The sequence below is a fragment of the Streptomyces sp. NPDC031132 genome (genome assembly GCF_055570595.1).
On record NZ_JBVIGX010000011.1, the window covers coordinates 41,517 to 58,450 of the forward strand.

Consider the following 16,934-nt stretch of genomic DNA (forward strand, 5'->3'; position numbering starts at 1 on the left):
GCGGGGCGTCGACTGCAAACATGATCATTCTGCTCCTCGCCCTCACCCTGATCTCCCCGTTCGCGGGCGTCCTGGTCCTCGGCCGGCTCGCCGTCCACGTGGTCGTCACGGTCCGGCGGCGCTCCGCCCCGGAGCTGCTCGGCGCGGGCATCTTCCTGCTGGCCGCCCTCCTCGCCCTGTGCGCCGCCGGTTCGGTCTACATCTGGGGCGTGTCGTACGGCGTGTACGTCCTCGATCCCGACGAGGTGTGCGGGTACGCCCAGTGGGGCGAGCACGAGAAGATGGTCGTCTGGGAATCGTCGCTCCCGCTCTCCGTCCACTGCGCCGACCACCCCGGGGATCCGGGCGGGCGACAGCTGATCCCCCACTGGGTGAACCCGGCCTTCGTGGCCGCCGCCGCGACCGCCGTCGCCTGCGCGTTCGCGGCGCCGTTCGGGGCCCTGCTGCGCCGCAAGGTGCTCGGGGGCCGGAGGGACGGCACCCCCTAGTTCTGGGCCTGCTGTTCGTTTTCCGGGCGGGCCTTGAGCTTGGCCCAAACCGCCTCCAGCGCGGCTATGTCCGCGTCGTCGAGGCGGTCGTCGAAGACCTCGGCGAGGGCCTCACGGCGGGTGGCGTCGGCCTCCGCGAAAGCGCGGCGGCCCGCCTCGGTGAGGGCGATGCCCACGGACCGGGCGTCCGTCGGGGACGGCACCCGTTCGACCAGGCCGCGGGCCCGGAGCGAATCGGCGACGCGGGAGACCTGACTGCGGCTGAGCAGGGTCCTGGCACCCAGCTCCGAGGGCGCGACCGGCTCCTGCTGGACGCTCAGCCACAGCATGACCTCGAACCAGGACAGCGGCAGGTCGTGGCGGCGCGTGAGCACCTGGTCGACCCGGGCGGTGAGGGTGGTTCCGGCCCAGACCAGCCCGTAGAAGGCGTGGTCGCGGGGGGTGAGGCCGTCCAAGTTGAGATTCGTGTGCGCCATGGGGGAAGGATACCGGGTTGCGTGCACACGCACACAACGTTAATGTGTGTGTGCACGCACAAATCTAAGGAGCCTTCCGTGAGCACCGAGACCACCGCCAAGACCGTCCTCATCACCGGCACCTCCTCCGGCATCGGCCTGGCCGCCGCGGTCGCCGCCGCCCGGGCGGGCTGGCACGCCGTCGCCACCATGCGGGACACCACCCGCGCCGACGCCCTGCAGAAGGCCGCCGCCGAGGCCGGCGTCTCGGACCTGGTCCAGGTCAAGCGGCTCGACGTGACCGACGCGGACTCCGTGGCGGCCTGCGTGGCCGAGGTCGTCGCCGAGCACGGGCACCTCGACGCGGTCGTGAACAACGCGGGCGCCGGCTTCGTCGGCACCATCGAGCAGCACGGCATGGAGCAGCTGCGGTCCGTCATGGAGGTCAACTTCTTCGGCGTCGCCGAGCTCACCCGGGCCGCGCTGCCCCACCTGCGCGCCTCGGGGGGCCGGGTCATCACCGTGACGAGCGTCGGCGGCGTGGTCGGCCAGCCGTTCAACGAGTCGTACTGCGCGGCCAAGTTCGCCGTCGAGGGCTTCATGGAGTCCCTCGCCCCGGTCGCCGCGTCCGCGGGCGTCCAGGTGGCCGTCGTCGAACCGGGCGCCGTCGCCAGCGAGTTCGTGAACAACGTCGGGCTCGACATCCCGGCGCTGCTCACCCAGGCGGGTCCGTACGCCCCGGCGCTCCAGGGCTACATCGACCACGCCCTGAAGTCCTTCGGCAGCGACACCGCACAGACCTCGGAGCAGGCCGCGGCGCCGGTCGTCGAGGCGCTGACCGCCGAGAAGATGCCGTTCCGGATCCAGACCTCCGACTGGGCCCGCGACTTCGTGGGCATGAAGCTCGCCGACCTCGACGGCTCGGCCGTCCAGACCGAGATGACCAACTGGCTCGGCTAGTCCGGGCCGCAGACGCCGGCGGGGCCGGAAAGAAGCCCCGCCGGGCGGGCAAGGCACCCCCAGGGGGTGTCCCCCAGGGGGTGTCCCCCTAGAGCAGGCCCGCCGCCGACAGCAGGTACGCCACCATCGGGTCGTAGAAGCGCGGGTCGCGGACGTGGTCGTCGAGCGGGACCGCCACCTGGAGGGTCCCCTCCGCCTCGCCGATGAACAGCGCGGGGTCGTTGCAGTCCGCGTAGCCCACCGCGTCCAGCCCGCGCTGCGCCGCACACCCCGCCCAGCCGTGGTCGGCGACGACCAGGTCCGGCTGGGGGCGGTTCGCGGCCGTCAGGCCGTCCAGGATCGCGGCCATCGGCTCCGGGGAGTGGGTGTGCCACAGCGTGGCACCCCGCTCCAGCACGGCGACGTCCGCGAACTGCCACACCGAGCCCTCGTCCGCGACCAGGCCGGGCGGGATCACCACGATCTCGCAGCCCGCGGCGCGCAGCGCGGCCGCCGTCGCCCGGTGGACGTCCAGCAGGCCGCCCGGGTGCCCCGTGGCCAGGAGCACGCTCTGCCGGTCCAGCGCCGCCTTCCGAAGCCGCGCCGCCATCCGGTCCAGGCCGGACACCGTCAGCTCCGGGTCGATCGTGTCCTGGCCGAACCGGTACGCGGCGTCGTCGACGACCCCGCACCGCTCCGCCATCACGGCGAGCACGTCCTGCTCGTCCGCCCAGCGCTCGCCCAGCTCGAGGCCCAGCCAGTAGTGCCGGTCGCCGTTGGCGAGCTTGCGGTAGTGCGACAGGTTGTTCTCACGGGGCGTGGCGACCTGGCCCGAGATCCGGGTGCGGACCAGGTGGTCGACGAGTTCGGCGCGGCTCGGCGGTTCAACTGACAGGGCGGGCGTCTTTATCGGCTTCGGCATGCGGCCCATTCTGCCGCCGCCGAAGCCGAGTCGCCGGTTCCATTCCGACCAGCGGACGCGTCGCTTCACCCCGACAGCGCCCCGAACGCCCCGTGCGCGAGGCGCCGCAGCAGCGATTCGGTCGCCTCCCGGCCCAGCGCCGCCAGGTGCGGGGTGGAGTTGAGCAGGCCGAAGACGGCATGGACGGACACCCGCACCTCCGCCTCGCCGACCTCCGGGTGCAGTTCCCGCACGACCTCCACCCACAGCTCGACGTACTTGCGCTGGAGCTGCCGTACGAGCTTGCGGTCGGTCTCCCGCAGCCGGTCCAGTTCCCGGTCGTGCAGGGTGATCAGCGCCCGGTCGTCGAGGGCGAAGTCGATGTGGCCGTCGATGAGGGAGGCCAGTACGCCGACCGGGTCGCCCGCGGCCTCGGCCACCCGGTGGCGGCCGCCGGTCAGCAGCCGCTCGCTGATCCCGACCAGCAGCTCGGCGAGCATGGCGTCCTTGCCCGCGAAATGGCGGTACAGGCCGGGGCCGCTGATGCCCACCGCGGCCCCTATCTCGTCCACGCCGACGCCGTGGAACCCGCGCTCGGCGAAGAGGCGGGCGGCCTCACTGAGGATCTGCTCGCGACGGGTCGGGGCGGCCGCTCTGGTGCTCATGGGAATCCATTCTAGACAGGGCCGTTAGCGCTCGTTAACCTAGGCGGTACATGCGTTAACGCTCATTAACAGCGTGCACCGAGCAAGGGAGCTCGACCGATGCAGCAGGCACCAGTGCTGACGAGCGCCGCGGACCCGGCGTCCGAGGCCTGGCGGACCAACGAGGCCGCCCACCGCGAGCTCACCGAGGGGCTGCGGGCCCGGCTCGAAGCGGCCCGGCTCGGCGGCGGCGAGAAGGCCCGCGCCCGCCACACCGCCCGCGGGAAGCTGCTCCCCCGCGACCGCGTGGACGCCCTCCTGGACCCCGGGTCCCCCTTCCTGGAGCTGGCCCCGCTGGCCGCCGAGGGCATGTACGGGGGCGCGGCGCCGGCCGCCGGGGTCATCGCGGGCATCGGCCGGGTCAGCGGCCGCGAGTGCGTGATCGTCGCGAACGACGCCACCGTCAAGGGCGGCACGTACTACCCGATGACCGTGAAGAAGCACCTCCGCGCGCAGGAAGTGGCCCTGGAGAATCGTCTCCCCTGCCTCTACCTGGTCGACTCGGGCGGCGCCTTCCTCCCCATGCAGGACGAGGTCTTCCCCGACCGGGAGCACTTCGGCCGCATCTTCTACAACCAGGCGCGCATGTCCGGCGCCGGCATCCCGCAGATCGCCGCCGTCCTCGGCTCCTGCACGGCGGGCGGCGCGTACGTCCCGGCGATGAGCGACGAGGCCGTCATCGTCCGCAACCAGGGCACGATCTTCCTCGGCGGCCCGCCGCTGGTGAAGGCCGCCACCGGCGAGGTCGTCACCGCCGAGGAGCTCGGCGGCGGCGAGGTCCACTCCCGGATCTCGGGCGTCACCGACCACCTCGCGGAGGACGACGCGCACGCGCTGCGGATCGTGCGGAACATCGTGGCGACCCTGCCGGAGCGCGGGGCCCTGCCCTGGTCGGTCGAGGCGCCGGAAGAGCCCAAGGTGGACCCGTACGGGCTGTACGGCGCGGTCCCGGTCGACTCGCGCACCCCGTACGACGCCCGCGAGATCATCGCCCGGATCGTGGACGGCTCCCGCTTCCAGGAGTTCAAGTCGGAGTTCGGGCAGACGCTGGTCACCGGCTTCGCCCGGATCCACGGACACCCGGTCGGGATCGTCGCCAACAACGGCATCCTGTTCGCCGAGTCCGCGCAGAAGGGCGCGCACTTCATCGAGCTGTGCGACCAGCGCGGGATCCCCCTCCTGTTCCTGCAGAACATCTCGGGCTTCATGGTCGGCCGCGACTACGAGGCCGGCGGCATCGCCAAGCACGGCGCCAAGATGGTCACGGCCGTGGCCTGCACCCGGGTCCCGAAGCTGACCGTGGTCGTCGGCGGCTCGTACGGCGCGGGCAACTACTCGATGTGCGGGCGGGCGTACTCGCCGCGGTTCCTGTGGATGTGGCCCAACGCCAAGATCTCCGTGATGGGCGGCGAACAGGCCGCGTCCGTGCTCGCCACGGTCAAGCGGGACCAGATCGAGGGCGCCGGCCAGGAGTGGCCGCTCGAGGACGAGGAGGCCTTCAAGGCCCCGGTCCGCGCGCAGTACGAGGAACAGGGCAACGCCTACTACGCCACCGCGCGGCTGTGGGACGACGGGGTCATCGACCCGATGGAGACCCGGCAGGTGCTGGGACTGGCCCTGACCGCGTGCGCGAACGCCCCCTTGGGCGACTCGGGCTTCGGCATCTTCCGTATGTGACGTGTGACGTGAGGACCTCTTCGATGTTCAGCACTGTTCTGGTCGCCAACCGCGGCGAGATCGCGGTCCGGGTCATCCGCACCCTGCGGGAGCTCGGCGTACGGTCCGTGGCCGTCTTCAGCGACGCGGACGCCGACGCCCGGCACGTACGGGAGGCCGACACGGCCGTCCGGATCGGCCCGGCGGCGGCCGCCGAGAGCTACCTGTCGGTGGATCGGCTGCTCGACGCCGCCCGCCGCACCGGGGCCGAGGCGATCCACCCGGGGTACGGGTTCCTCGCCGAGAACGCGGGCTTCGCACAGGCGTGCGCGGAAGCGGGCCTGGCCTTCATCGGGCCGCCGGCCTCGGCGATCTCCCTGATGGGCGACAAGATCCGCGCCAAGGAGACCGTGAAGGCGGCCGGGGTCCCGGTCGTACCCGGCTCTTCGGGAAGCGGCCTGTCCGACGCCGAACTGGTCGCGGCCGCCGAGGAGATCGGCATGCCGGTGCTGCTGAAGCCCTCGGCGGGCGGCGGCGGCAAGGGCATGCGGCTCGTCCGCGACGCCGGCGCGCTGGCCGAGGAGATCGCGGCGGCCCGCCGCGAGGCGCGGTCCTCCTTCGGCGACGACACGCTGCTCGTGGAGCGGTGGGTGGACCGGCCGCGGCACATCGAGATCCAGGTGCTGGCGGACGCGCACGGCAACGTGGTGCACCTGGGCGAGCGCGAGTGCTCGCTCCAGCGGCGCCACCAGAAGGTGATCGAGGAGGCCCCGTCGGTCCTGCTCACCCCGGAGCTGCGGGCCTCGATGGGCGCGGCGGCGGTGGAGGCGGCGCGCTCGTGCGGGTACGTCGGCGCGGGCACGGTGGAGTTCATCGTCCCGGGCGGCGACCCGTCCTCGTACTACTTCATGGAGATGAACACCCGGCTCCAGGTGGAGCACCCGGTGACGGAGCTGATCACCGGGCTGGACCTGGTGGAACAGCAGCTGAGGGTCGCGGCGGGCGCGGAGCTGGGCTTCGGCCAGTCGGACGTGGTCTTGACCGGGCACGCGATCGAGGCGCGTGTCTGCGCGGAGGATCCGGCGCGGGGCTTCCTGCCGTCCGGCGGCACGGTCCTCGCCCTCTCGGAGCCGTCCGGGGCTTCCGTACGTACGGACTCCGGCCTGGTGGCGGGGGTCGACACGGGCTCGACGTACGACCCGATGCTGTCGAAGGTGATCGCGTACGGTCCCGACCGGGCCGCTGCCCTCCGGGTGCTCCGTGGAGCCCTGGCGGACACGGTGATCCTGGGCGTCCAGACCAACGCCGGGTTCCTGCGGAGGCTGTTGGCGCATCCGGATGTCGTCTCCGGCGACCTGGACACGGGCCTGGTCGAGCGCGACCTGGGCTCGTTGCTCCCGGAGGGCGTCCCGCCGGAGGTGTTTGCCACGGCTGCGCTGCTGGCCCAGGCTCCTCTCCTCCACCCCGCCCCTTCCCGAAACCGGGGCTCCGCCCCGGACCCCGCGCCTCGCACGCCGGCGGGGCCGACCGGATGGGTCGACCCCTTCGGGGCGGCCAACGGGTGGCGCCTCGGCGGTGTCCCCGCCTGGACGGTCCACCACTTCCGCCTCCCGGGCCAGGATCCGATCACGGTCCGCACCCGCCCGTACGGTTCCGACACGGAGCTGCTGCTCGCCCCCGCACCCGACGGCGACGCCGGCCAGCACCCGGCCCCGCCGGCGATCGAGGCGGGGGGGCCGGGGCAGAGCCCCGGCGCACCGGCCCGCGGCCGGATCGTCAGCCGTACCTCCGAGTACCTGACGGTCGAACTCGACGGGGTCACCCACCGCTTCTCCTACGCCGCCTCCCCGGAGGGGACCTGGCTGGGCCGCGACGCCGACTCCTGGCACGTGCAGGACCACGACCCCGTCACCGCCGCCCTCACCGGCGCCGGCCACGCCGGCAAGGACACCCTCGCCGCCCCCATGCCCGGCACGGTCACCGTCGTCAAGGTCGCCGTCGGCGAGCGCGTCGCCGCCGGGCAGAGCCTGCTCGTCGTCGAGGCGATGAAGATGGAGCACGTCATCTCCGCCCCGCACTCCGGCACGGTCACCGAGCTGGACGTCTCCCCCGGCACGACCGTCGCCATGGACCAGGTCCTGGCCGTCGTCACCCCGGACGAGGAAGAGAAGGAGGAGACGGCGTGAACGGGCTGCCCATGACCGTCCCGGCCCCCGAGCTGCCGGCCCGCGTCCGCATCCACGAGGTCGGCGCGCGCGACGGGCTGCAGAACGAGAAGGCGGCCGTACCCACCCACGTCAAGGCCGAGTTCGTCCACCGGCTGGCCGCGGCCGGGCTGACCACCATCGAGGCGACCAGCTTCGTGCACCCCAAGTGGGTGCCCCAACTGGCGGACGCCGAGGAACTGTTCCCGCAGCTCCGGGACCTGGCCGGGGTCCACCTCCCCGTCCTCGTCCCCAACGAGCGCGGGCTCGACCGCGCCCTGGCCCTCGGTGCCACCCGCATCGCGGTCTTCGGCTCGGCCACCGAGACCTTCGCCTCGCGCAACCTCAACCGGACCGTCGCCGAGTCCCTCGCCATGTTCGAGCCCGTCGTGGCCCGCGCCAAGGAGGGCAAGGCGCACGTCCGCGGCTACCTCTCCATGTGCTTCGGCGACCCGTGGGAGGGCCCCGTCCCGGTCCACCAGGTGGTCCGCGTGGCCAAGGCCCTGCTCGACCTCGGCTGCGACGAGCTCAGCCTCGGCGACACCATCGGCGTCGCCACCCCGGGCCACGTGCAGACCCTCCTCAGCGAGCTCAACGAGGAGGGCGTCACGACCGACCGGATCGGCGTGCACTTCCACGACACCTACGGCCAGGCCCTGTCCAACACCCTCGCCGCGCTCCAGCACGGAGTGACCACCGTCGACGCCTCCGCAGGCGGCCTCGGCGGATGCCCGTACGCGAAGAGCGCAACCGGCAACCTCGCCACCGAGGACCTGGTGTGGATGCTCGACGGCCTCGGCATCGAGACCGGCGTCGACCTGGCCGCCCTCACCGCCACGAGCGTGTGGATGGCCGAACAGCTGGGACGCCCCAGCCCCTCCCGTACCGTCCGCGCCCTCTCCCACAAGGAGTAACGAAGACATGCCCCTCGACCACCGGCTCACCCCCGAGCACGAGGAACTCCGCCGTACCGTCGAGGCGTTCGCGCACGACGTCATCGCCCCCAAGATCGGCGACCTGTACGAGCGGCACGAGTTCCCGTACGAGATCGTCCGCGAGATGGGCCGCATGGGCCTGTTCGGCCTGCCCTTCCCGGAGGAGTACGGCGGCATGGGCGGCGACTACCTCGCCCTCGGCATCGCCCTGGAGGAGCTGGCCCGCGTCGACTCCTCGGTCGCCATCACCCTGGAGGCGGGCGTCTCGCTCGGCGCCATGCCCCTCTACCTCTTCGGCACCGAGGAGCAGAAGCAGCAGTGGCTGCCGAAGATGTGCGCCGGCGAGGTGCTCGGCGCCTTCGGCCTGACCGAGCCGGACGGCGGCTCCGACGCCGGCGGCACCCGCACCACCGCCGTCAAGGACGGCGACGAGTGGGTGATCAACGGCTCGAAGTGCTTCATCACCAACTCCGGTACGGACATCACCGGTCTGGTCACCGTCACCGCCGTGACGGGCCGCAAGGCCGACGGCCGACCGGAGATCTCCTCGATCATCGTCCCGTCCGGCACCCCCGGCTTCACGGTGGCCGCCCCGTACTCGAAGGTCGGTTGGAACTCGTCGGACACCCGCGAGCTGGCCTTCGACAACGTACGGGTGCCGCTGGCCAACCTGGTGGGCCAGGAGGGCCGCGGCTACGCCCAGTTCCTGCGGATCCTCGACGAGGGCCGCATCGCGATCTCGGCGCTCGCCACGGGCCTCGCGCAGGGCTGCGTGGACGAGTCGGTGAAGTACGCGAAGGAGCGCAAGGCCTTCGGCCGGCCCATCGGCGACAACCAGGCCATCCAGTTCAAGCTGGCGGACATGGAGATGCGCGCCCACATGGCGCGGATCGGCTGGCGCGACGCGGCCTCCCGCCTCGTGGCCGGAGAACCGTTCAAGAAGGAGGCGGCGATCGCGAAGCTGTACTCCTCGACGGTCGCCGTCGACAACGCGCGCGAGGCCACCCAGATCCACGGCGGCTACGGGTTCATGAACGAGTACCCCGTGGCGCGGATGTGGCGGGATTCCAAGATCCTGGAGATCGGCGAGGGCACCAGCGAGGTGCAGCGCATGCTCATCGCCCGTGAGCTGGGCTTCGCCGGCTAGGCACCGCAGCTCGCAGTACGCACGAGGGGGCCTTGAGGAAACTTAGGGCCCCCTTACCGCTTTCAGCCAAGGTTAGGCTAACCTTCCCTCCGAACGGCCCAGTGGCCGCCCGGCGCGCACGAAAGCGGACATCGACATGCCCAAGTCCCGTACCTCCTCCCTCTCCCGTCGCGGCCTCATCGCCGCAGGCGGCGCCCTCGGCCTCGTCGCGGCGCTCACCGCATGCGGCGGCTCCGACTCGGCGAAGAGCGAGGGCGACAAGGACAAGGGCGCTTCGACGTCGGGCGCCTGGAGTTTCAAGGACGACCTCGGCAAGGACGTCAGCCTCAAGGCCAAGCCGAAGAACATCGTGGCCTACACCGGCACCGCCGCCGCGCTCTACGACTACGGCATCCAGGTCAAGGGCGTCTTCGGCCCGACCAAGACCGCCGACGGCAAGGCCGACGCGATGGCCGGCACGATGGACATCTCCAAGGTCGAGATCCTCGGCAACGTCTACGACGAGTTCAACGTCGAGAAGTACGCGGCCCTCCAGCCCGAGCTGCTCGTCACCAACACCTGGGACGGCAGCTACTGGTTCGTCCCGGAGGCCTCCAAGGACAAGATCCTGAAGCTGGCCCCGGCCGCCGCGATCGGCGTGGGCGGCGACGCCTCCCTCGACAAGGCGCTGGAGCGCACGGCCGACCTCGCCAAGTCCCTCGGCGCCGACCTGAACACCAAGCAGACCGTTGACGCCAAGGCCCGCTTCGAGTCGGCCGCCACCAAGGTCCGCGAGGCCACCAAGGCCAACCCGGGCGTCAAGGTGCTCGTCGGCTCCGGCTCCGCCGACCTGTTCTACGTCTCCACCCCGAAGACCTCGGCCGACCTGAAGTACTTCGAGACCCTCGGCGTCGAGTTCGTCACCCCGGAGCAGGGCAAGCTGGACGCGGGCGGCTTCTTCGAGAGCCTCAGCTGGGAGAACGCCGGCAAGTACAAGGCCGACCTGGTCCTGCTCGACAACCGCACCGGCACCCTGCAGCCGGAGGAGCTGAAGGCCAAGCCGACCTGGGCCGAGCTGCCCGCCGTCAAGGCCGGCCAGGTCGCCCCGCGCGTGACCGAGCCGATCTACTCGTACGACAAGTGCGCCCAGATCCTCGAGGACCTCGCGAAGTCCATCCAGAACGCCAAGAAGGTCAGCTGACCCTCGACGCCCCGACCAGGCGCCGTTTCCACTGACGAGGGGGGACTCTCCGCATGACCGCCACCGCATCCGACGCCACGGTGTCCGACGCCTCCGCATCCGACACCGCCCCGGCCGCCGCCCACTTCCGGTTCTTCGAACTCGAAGTGCTCCGCACGCGCCGGCTCGGGCACTCGTTCCTGCGGGTCACGTTCGGCGGGGAGTCCCTCGCAGGCTTCCGCTCGGGCGGCTACGACCAGAGCCTCTCGCTCTTCCTGCCGCCCGCCCACCAGGAGCACACCCTGCTCCCGTCCACGGACGAGGACACCTGGTTCGCGGCCTGGCGGACAATGCCGGACGAGGAGCGGCCGGTGATGCGCTCGTACACCGTGCGCGAGCAGCGCCGTACGCCCGAGGGCGCCGACGAGGTCGACATCGACTTCGTGCTCCACGGTACTGCGACTTCAGCCGCTGACGCGGCGGGATCCCCAGCGGCGTACTGGGCCGGGCGGGCGGTGACCGGCCGCCGGATCATGGCGATCGGCCCGGCCGTCGCGGAGAACAAGTCCGTACGGTTCCAGCCGCCGGCCGGCACCGACGCGCTGCTCATGTACGCGGACGAGACGGCGCTCCCCGCGGCCGCCGCGATCCTGGACCGGCTCCCCGCCGGGACCCGGGTCTCCGCGTGGTTCGAGGTCCCGCACGCCGACGACCGGCTCGTCCTGCCGACGGCCGCCGACGCGGACATCACCTGGATCGTGCGGGAGGGCGGCGCGGGCAGGGAGCGCACCGAGCGCGTGCTGGAGGCGCTCCGGGCGGCCGAACTGCCCGCCGCCGAGGCTCCGTACGCATGGCTCGCGGGTGAGGCCGGCACCGTTCGGGCGGTCCGCCGGCATGTCGTGCAGGAACGTTCCATCGACCGGCGCGCGGTGCGTTTCACCGGTTACTGGCGTCTCGGTGCGAGCGAGGAGGAACTCCTGGCCGAGGCGTACGCGGGCCAGGCGGCCAGCGAGGAACCCACCTCCGAGCTGTAGCAACTCCCGCCCTCCCCACCCCTTTTCAGCGATGGGCCCCGGCTTTTGGCCGGGGCCCATCGCTATTTGGCCGGAAGGTTAGGTTAGGCTAACCTAATCACACCTTCCCCACCCGCCTCTTTCCCTGCCGGAGGAACGTTGATGCGCTCGCATCTGCTGAATGAGACGACCGCGGACCTGTACCGCCGTTCCGTCACCGAAGGCGTCGAGCGCGTCGCTGCCAAACTCGCGACCACCGAGCGGCCCCACACCGGCATAACGGTCGACGAACTCGCCCCGGTCATCAACGGGATCGACCTGGACCGGCCGCTCGAAGACCCTGCCGCCGTCCTCGACGAGCTGGAAGAGGTCTACCTGCGCGACGCGGTGTACTTCCACCACCCGCGCTACCTGGGCCACCTCAACTGCCCGGTCGTCATCCCCGCCGTCCTCGGCGAGGCCGTCCTCTCGGCCGTCAACTCCTCCCTGGACACCTGGGACCAGTCCATCGGCGGCACGCTCATCGAGCGCCGCCTGATCGACTGGACCGCGCAGCGCATCGGCCTCGGCCCGGACGCGGACGGCGTCTTCACCTCCGGCGGCAGCCAGTCCAACTTCCACGCACTGCTGCTGGCCCGCGACGAGGCCTGCCGCAAGGTCATGCAGAGCAGCGCGCAGGCGCTCCCCAAGTCCGAGGTCCTGCCGAAGCTGCGCATCTTCACCTCCGAGGCCAGCCACTTCAGCGTCAAGAAGTCGGCCGCCATGCTCGGGCTCGGCTACGAGGCCGTCATCGCCGTCCCGGTCGACCGGAACCGCCGCATGGACACCTCCGTGCTCGACCTGGAGCTGGAGAACTGCGCCGCCGAGGGCCTGTTCCCGATGGCCGTCGTCGCCACCGCCGGCACCACCGACTTCGGGTCCATCGACCCGCTCCCCGAGATCGCCCGCCTGGCCGCCGAGCACTCCGCCTGGATGCACGTGGACGCCGCGTACGGCTGCGGACTGCTGATCTCCCCCACCCGCCGGCACCTGCTCGACGGCATCGAGCTGGCCGACTCGGTCACGGTCGACTACCACAAGTCGTTCTTCCAGCCGGTCAGTTCCAGCGCCATGCTGGTCCGCGACCGCGACACCCTCAAGCACGCCACGTACCACGCGGACTACCTCAACCCCCGCCGCATGGCGGAGGAGCGGATCCCGAACCAGGTCGACAAGTCCATCCAGACCACGCGCCGCTTCGACGCGCTCAAGCTCTGGATGACCCTGCGCACCATGGGCGCCGACGGCCTCGGCTCGCTCTTCGACGAGGTCGTCGACCTGGCCGCGGCCGGCTGGGACATCATCGACGCCGACCCGCGCTTCGAGGTCGTCGTCAAACCGCAGATCTCCACCCTGGTCTTCCGCTACGTGCCCGGCGGCGACGTCCGGGGGGACCTCGTCGACGAGGCCAACCTGCACGCCCGCAAGGCGCTGTTCGCCTCCGGCGAGGCAGTCGTCGCCGGCACCAAGGTGGACGGCGACCAGTACCTGAAGTTCACCCTCCTCAACCCGCAGACCACGACGGCCGACATCGCGGCCGTCCTCGACCTCCTCGCGTCCCACGCCGAGCAGTACCTGGGAGAATCCCTTGTCCACGCCTCGTGAGCCCCGCCAGCCGTTCGATTTCATCGGTATCGGCCTCGGTCCCTTCAACCTGGGACTCGCCTGCCTGACCGCTCCGATCGACGAGCTCGACGGCCTCTTCATCGAGACGAAGCCGCACTTCGAGTGGCACGCCGGGATGTTCCTGGACGGTGCGCACCTGCAGACGCCGTTCATGTCGGACCTGGTCACGCTGGCCGACCCGACCTCGCCCTTCTCCTTCCTGAACTACCTGAAGGACAAGGACCGGCTGTACTCCTTCTACATCCGGGAGAACTTCTACCCGTTGCGGACCGAGTACAACGACTACTGCCGCTGGGCCGCCGACCGCCTCGACAACGTGCAGTACTCCACCTCCGTCACGGAGGTCACGTACGACGAGCAGGCCGGCCTGTACGAGGTCCACACCGACCGGGGCGAGACCCACCTGGCCCGCCGCCTGGTCCTGGGCACCGGCACCCCGCCGTTCGTCCCGCAGGCCTGCGCCGGGCTCGGCGGCGACTTCACGCACAACTCCGCGTACATGCAGAACAAGGCGGAGCTCCAGCAGAAGAAGTCCATCACGCTGGTCGGCTCCGGCCAGAGCGCGGCGGAGATCTACTACGACCTGCTGTCCGAGATCGACGTGTACGGCTACCAGCTCAACTGGGTGACCCGCTCACCGCGGTTCTTCCCGCTGGAGTACACGAAGCTGACGCTGGAGATGACGTCCCCGGAGTACGTGGACTACTTCCACGCGCTGCCCGAGGAGACCCGCTACCGGCTCGAGCACCAGCAGAAGAACCTCTTCAAGGGCATCGACGGCGAGCTCGTCAACGCCATCTTCGACCTGCTCTACCAGAAGAAGGTCACCTCGCCGGGCCCGGTCCCGACCACCCTGCTGACCAACACCTCGCTGAACTCTGCGGCGTACGACACCACCACGGGCGCGTACACCCTGGGGCTGCGCCAGGAGGAGCAGGAGCGCGACTTCTCCCTCGCCACCGAGGGCCTGATCCTCGCGACGGGCTACAAGTACGCGCTGCCGGAGTTCCTGAACCCCGTCCGCGAGCGCCTGTCCTTCGACGGCCACGGCCGCCCCGACGCGGCCCGCAACTACAGCATCGACGTGACCGGCCGCGGGGTCTTCCTGCAGAACGGCACGGTCCACAACCACTCCATCACCTCGCCCGACCTGGGCATGGCCGCGTACCGCAACGCGTACATCATCGGAGAGCTCCTCGGCCGCGAGTACTACAAGGTCGAGAAGTCCATCGCGTTCCAGCAGTTCGCCGCCCCGGAAGGCACGCACGCATGAGCACCACCGAAACCCTGTACAGCCGCGTCGACGCGGACCTCGGGACCTTCTCCGTGAGGCCCCTGGACCCCTTCGCCGACGCGGAGCTGCTCCACGGCTGGATCACCCATCCGAAGGCCTCGTTCTGGATGATGCAGGACGCCTCGCTGCCGGACGTCGAGCGCGAGTACATGCGGATCGCCGCCCACGAGCACCACCAGGCCTTCATCGGCCTGCACGAGGGCCGCCCGGCCTTCCTGATGGAGACGTACGACCCGAGCGAGCTGGAGCTCGTCGGCCTGTACGACGCCCGGCCCGGCGACGTCGGCATGCACTTCCTGGTCGCCCCGAGCGACCGGCCGCTGCACGGCTTCACCCGCGCGGTCATCACCACCGTGATGGCGGCCGTCTTCGCGGACCCGGCGACCGAGCGCGTCGTCGTCGAGCCGGACGTGGCCAACACGGCCGTGCACGCCCTCAACGAGGCCGTCGGCTTCGTCGCGGAGCGCCAGGTCACCAAGCCGGAGAAGGAAGCCCTGCTGAGCTTCTGCACCCGCGCCCAGTTCGAGGCGGCCACCGGCCTGACAGGAGCCTCCATATGAGCCTCGCCGACGCGATCTCGCACCTCTCCCCCGAACTGTGGGCCCGCGCGAACCGCGCACTGGTCCGCAAGGCCCTGTCGGAGTTCTCGCACGAGCGCCTGCTGACCCCGAAGCCGCTCGGCGACGCGGCGTACTCGGTCCTGAGCGACGACGGCACCGTGGAGTACCGCTTCACCGCGGCCCTCCACGCCCTGGACCACTGGGCGGTCGACGAGGCCTCCGTCACCCGCCACCGGGACGGCGCCGAACTGCCGCTGGACGCGATCGACTTCCACATCGAGCTGAAGGACGCCCTCGGCCTGAGCGCCGAGGTCCTGCCGGTGTACCTGGAGGAGATCTCCTCCACGCTGGCGGGCTCGGGCTTCAAGTACACGAAGCCGCAGGTCCCGGCCGCCGTCCTGGCGAAGTCCTCCTTCCAGGACGTCGAGACCGGCATGACCGAGGGCCACCCCTGCTTCGTCGCCAACAACGGCCGGCTCGGCTTCGGCGTGCACGAGTACCTCTCGTACGCGCCGGAGACGGCGAGCCCCGTCCACCTGGTGTGGGTGGCGGCCCGCAAGGACGTCTCGACGTTCACGGCCGGCGCCGGCCTGGACCACGACGCGTTCATGCGCGAGGAGCTGGGCGAAGCCGCCGTCGCGGGGTTCGAGGCCAAGCTGTCCGCCCTGGGCCTGGACCCGGCGGACTACCACTTCCTGCCGGTCCACCCCTGGCAGTGGTGGAACAAGACCACGGTCACCTTCGCGGCCGAGATCGCGAACCGCCGCCTGGTGCTGCTCGGCGAGGGCGAGGACGCGTACCTGGCCCAGCAGTCGATCCGTACGTTCTTCAACACCACCACACCGACGAAGCACTACGTGAAGACCGCCATCTCGGTCCTCAACATGGGCTTCATGCGCGGCCTGTCTGCGGCCTACATGGAGGCCACCCCGGCGATCAACGACTGGCTGCACCGGCTGATCCAGGGCGACGAGGTCCTGCAGTCGGTGGACTTCTCGATCATCCGCGAGCGGGCGGCCATCGGCTACCACCACCGCCAGTACGAGCGCGCCACCGACCGCTACTCGCCGTACCGCAAGATGCTGGCCGCGCTGTGGCGCGAGTCTCCGGTCAACCACCTCCGGGAGGGCGAGCGCCTGGCGACGATGGCCTCGCTGCTGCACGTCGACTCCGAGGGCAAGTCCTTCGTCGGCGCGCTGATCGAGGAGTCGGGCCTGACCCCGTCGGAGTGGCTGAAGCCGTACCTGAAGGCCTACCTCCTCCCGCTCCTGCACTGCTTCTACCAGTACGACCTCGCGTACATGCCGCACGGCGAGAACACGATCCTCGTCATCGAGAACGGCGTGGTGAAGCGGGCGATCTTCAAGGACATCGCCGAGGAGATCGTGGTCATGGACCCCGACGCGGTCCTCCCGCCGGCCGTCGAGCGCGTCAGGGCCGACATCCCGGAGGACATGAAGCTCCTGTCGATCTTCACGGACGTCTTCGACTGCTTCTTCCGCTTCCTGGGCTCGATCCTCGTCACGGAGGGCATCTGCGAGGAGGACACCTTCTGGCGGGCGGTCGCGGACTGCGGCCACGCCTACCAGGAGTCGATGCCGCAGCTCGCGGAGCGCTTCGAGCGGTACGACCTGTTCGCCGAGGAGTTCCAGCTGTCCTGCCTGAACCGGCTCCAGCTGCGCAACAACAAGCAGATGGTGGACCTCGCCGACCCGGCGGCCGCCCTCCAGCTGATCGGCACCCTCAAGAACCCCGTCGCGCGGTTCGCTGCGCGACGGTGACGAAGGAGCGGGCGGGCAGCCGAGCCGCCCGCC

The 16,934-nt window shown here is 70.9% G+C and carries 15 protein-coding genes; 12 read left to right on the forward strand and 3 right to left on the reverse strand.

What is annotated here, in order from left to right:
- Positions 1-20 precede the first annotated feature (20 nt).
- Entirely contained in the window at positions 21-488 is a 468-nt protein-coding gene (locus ACZ49B_RS18440; RefSeq protein WP_468306843.1) for a hypothetical protein, read from the forward strand.
- Here ACZ49B_RS18440 and ACZ49B_RS18445 read toward each other — a convergent pair.
- Positions 485-964: a MarR family winged helix-turn-helix transcriptional regulator gene (locus ACZ49B_RS18445; protein WP_468306846.1), complete on the reverse strand. Its 480-nt coding sequence runs from the start codon at positions 962-964 to the stop codon at positions 485-487. The genes ACZ49B_RS18440 and ACZ49B_RS18445 overlap by 4 nt on opposite strands.
- Before the next feature lie 42 nt (positions 965-1,006).
- Here ACZ49B_RS18445 and ACZ49B_RS18450 point away from each other — a divergent pair, with 42 nt between their 5' ends.
- A complete protein-coding gene (locus tag ACZ49B_RS18450) occupies positions 1,007-1,903 on the forward strand; it encodes an SDR family NAD(P)-dependent oxidoreductase (RefSeq protein ID WP_468307241.1) in 897 nt (298 codons plus the stop codon).
- Between the two features lie 88 nt (positions 1,904-1,991).
- Here ACZ49B_RS18450 and ACZ49B_RS18455 read toward each other — a convergent pair whose 3' ends face one another.
- Complete coding sequence (locus ACZ49B_RS18455) at positions 1,992-2,813, reverse strand: phosphatase (RefSeq protein WP_468307244.1); 822 nt, start codon at positions 2,811-2,813, stop codon at positions 1,992-1,994.
- Between the two features lie 56 nt (positions 2,814-2,869).
- Entirely contained in the window at positions 2,870-3,448 is a 579-nt protein-coding gene (locus tag ACZ49B_RS18460; protein ID WP_468306849.1) for an SACE_7040 family transcriptional regulator, read from the reverse strand.
- Between the two features lie 99 nt (positions 3,449-3,547).
- On the opposite strand from ACZ49B_RS18460, the gene ACZ49B_RS18465 reads away from it, so the two are divergent.
- The 10 genes from ACZ49B_RS18465 (at position 3,548) to ACZ49B_RS18510 (ending at position 16,901) form a co-directional block, all read left to right on the forward strand.
- Positions 3,548-5,164, forward strand: coding sequence for a carboxyl transferase domain-containing protein (locus ACZ49B_RS18465; RefSeq protein ID WP_468306852.1), 1,617 nt, complete (start codon positions 3,548-3,550; stop codon positions 5,162-5,164).
- Between the two features lie 23 nt (positions 5,165-5,187).
- Complete coding sequence (locus tag ACZ49B_RS18470; protein WP_468306854.1) at positions 5,188-7,329, forward strand: acetyl/propionyl/methylcrotonyl-CoA carboxylase subunit alpha; 2,142 nt, start codon at positions 5,188-5,190, stop codon at positions 7,327-7,329.
- 11 nt (positions 7,330-7,340) lie between these two features.
- Complete coding sequence (locus tag ACZ49B_RS18475) at positions 7,341-8,261, forward strand: hydroxymethylglutaryl-CoA lyase (RefSeq protein WP_468307247.1); 921 nt, start codon at positions 7,341-7,343, stop codon at positions 8,259-8,261.
- Positions 8,262-8,268: 7 nt separating this feature from the next.
- Positions 8,269-9,429 (forward strand): acyl-CoA dehydrogenase family protein, encoded by a 1,161-nt coding sequence (locus ACZ49B_RS18480; RefSeq protein ID WP_053785552.1) that lies wholly within the window; start codon positions 8,269-8,271, stop codon positions 9,427-9,429.
- Positions 9,430-9,565: 136 nt separating this feature from the next.
- Complete coding sequence (locus ACZ49B_RS18485; RefSeq protein WP_468306857.1) at positions 9,566-10,609, forward strand: ABC transporter substrate-binding protein; 1,044 nt, start codon at positions 9,566-9,568, stop codon at positions 10,607-10,609.
- Between the two features lie 53 nt (positions 10,610-10,662).
- The gene (locus tag ACZ49B_RS18490) at positions 10,663-11,622 is read left to right on the forward strand and encodes a siderophore-interacting protein (protein WP_468306860.1); all 960 of its coding nucleotides are present in this window, start codon (positions 10,663-10,665) and stop codon (positions 11,620-11,622) included.
- A gap of 141 nt (positions 11,623-11,763) precedes the next feature.
- A complete protein-coding gene (locus ACZ49B_RS18495; protein ID WP_468306862.1) occupies positions 11,764-13,245 on the forward strand; it encodes a pyridoxal phosphate-dependent decarboxylase family protein in 1,482 nt (493 codons plus the stop codon).
- The gene (locus ACZ49B_RS18500; protein ID WP_468306864.1) at positions 13,229-14,539 is read left to right on the forward strand and encodes a lysine N(6)-hydroxylase/L-ornithine N(5)-oxygenase family protein; all 1,311 of its coding nucleotides are present in this window, start codon (positions 13,229-13,231) and stop codon (positions 14,537-14,539) included. Before ACZ49B_RS18495 ends, ACZ49B_RS18500 begins: the two co-directional genes overlap by 17 nt.
- Complete coding sequence (locus tag ACZ49B_RS18505) at positions 14,536-15,120, forward strand: GNAT family N-acetyltransferase (protein ID WP_468306867.1); 585 nt, start codon at positions 14,536-14,538, stop codon at positions 15,118-15,120. The genes ACZ49B_RS18500 and ACZ49B_RS18505 overlap by 4 nt, the downstream gene beginning before the upstream one ends.
- Positions 15,117-16,901 carry an IucA/IucC family protein gene (locus ACZ49B_RS18510; protein ID WP_468306868.1) on the forward strand — a complete coding sequence of 595 codons (1,785 nt, stop codon included), beginning with the start codon at positions 15,117-15,119 and terminating at the stop codon, positions 16,899-16,901. The genes ACZ49B_RS18505 and ACZ49B_RS18510 overlap by 4 nt, the downstream gene beginning before the upstream one ends.
- The last annotated feature ends 33 nt before the right edge of the window (positions 16,902-16,934 follow it).

Excerpts from the sequence above, each read along its gene's own strand:
- ACZ49B_RS18440 (WP_468306843.1), top strand. The coding sequence starts at position 21 with ATGATCATTCTGCTCCTCGCCCTCACCCTGATCTCCCCGTTCGCGGGC.
- ACZ49B_RS18445 (WP_468306846.1), bottom strand. The coding sequence starts at position 964 with ATGGCGCACACGAATCTCAACTTGGACGGCCTCACCCCCCGCGACCAC.
- ACZ49B_RS18450 (WP_468307241.1), top strand. The coding sequence starts at position 1,007 with ATGTGTGTGTGCACGCACAAATCTAAGGAGCCTTCCGTGAGCACCGAG.
- ACZ49B_RS18455 (WP_468307244.1), bottom strand. The coding sequence starts at position 2,813 with ATGGGCCGCATGCCGAAGCCGATAAAGACGCCCGCCCTGTCAGTTGAA.
- ACZ49B_RS18460 (WP_468306849.1), bottom strand. The coding sequence starts at position 3,448 with ATGAGCACCAGAGCGGCCGCCCCGACCCGTCGCGAGCAGATCCTCAGT.
- ACZ49B_RS18465 (WP_468306852.1), top strand. The coding sequence starts at position 3,548 with ATGCAGCAGGCACCAGTGCTGACGAGCGCCGCGGACCCGGCGTCCGAG.
- ACZ49B_RS18470 (WP_468306854.1), top strand. The coding sequence starts at position 5,188 with ATGTTCAGCACTGTTCTGGTCGCCAACCGCGGCGAGATCGCGGTCCGG.
- ACZ49B_RS18475 (WP_468307247.1), top strand. The coding sequence starts at position 7,341 with ATGACCGTCCCGGCCCCCGAGCTGCCGGCCCGCGTCCGCATCCACGAG.
- ACZ49B_RS18480 (WP_053785552.1), top strand. The coding sequence starts at position 8,269 with ATGCCCCTCGACCACCGGCTCACCCCCGAGCACGAGGAACTCCGCCGT.
- ACZ49B_RS18485 (WP_468306857.1), top strand. The coding sequence starts at position 9,566 with ATGCCCAAGTCCCGTACCTCCTCCCTCTCCCGTCGCGGCCTCATCGCC.
- ACZ49B_RS18490 (WP_468306860.1), top strand. The coding sequence starts at position 10,663 with ATGACCGCCACCGCATCCGACGCCACGGTGTCCGACGCCTCCGCATCC.
- ACZ49B_RS18495 (WP_468306862.1), top strand. The coding sequence starts at position 11,764 with ATGCGCTCGCATCTGCTGAATGAGACGACCGCGGACCTGTACCGCCGT.
- ACZ49B_RS18505 (WP_468306867.1), top strand. The coding sequence starts at position 14,536 with ATGAGCACCACCGAAACCCTGTACAGCCGCGTCGACGCGGACCTCGGG.
- ACZ49B_RS18510 (WP_468306868.1), top strand. The coding sequence starts at position 15,117 with ATGAGCCTCGCCGACGCGATCTCGCACCTCTCCCCCGAACTGTGGGCC.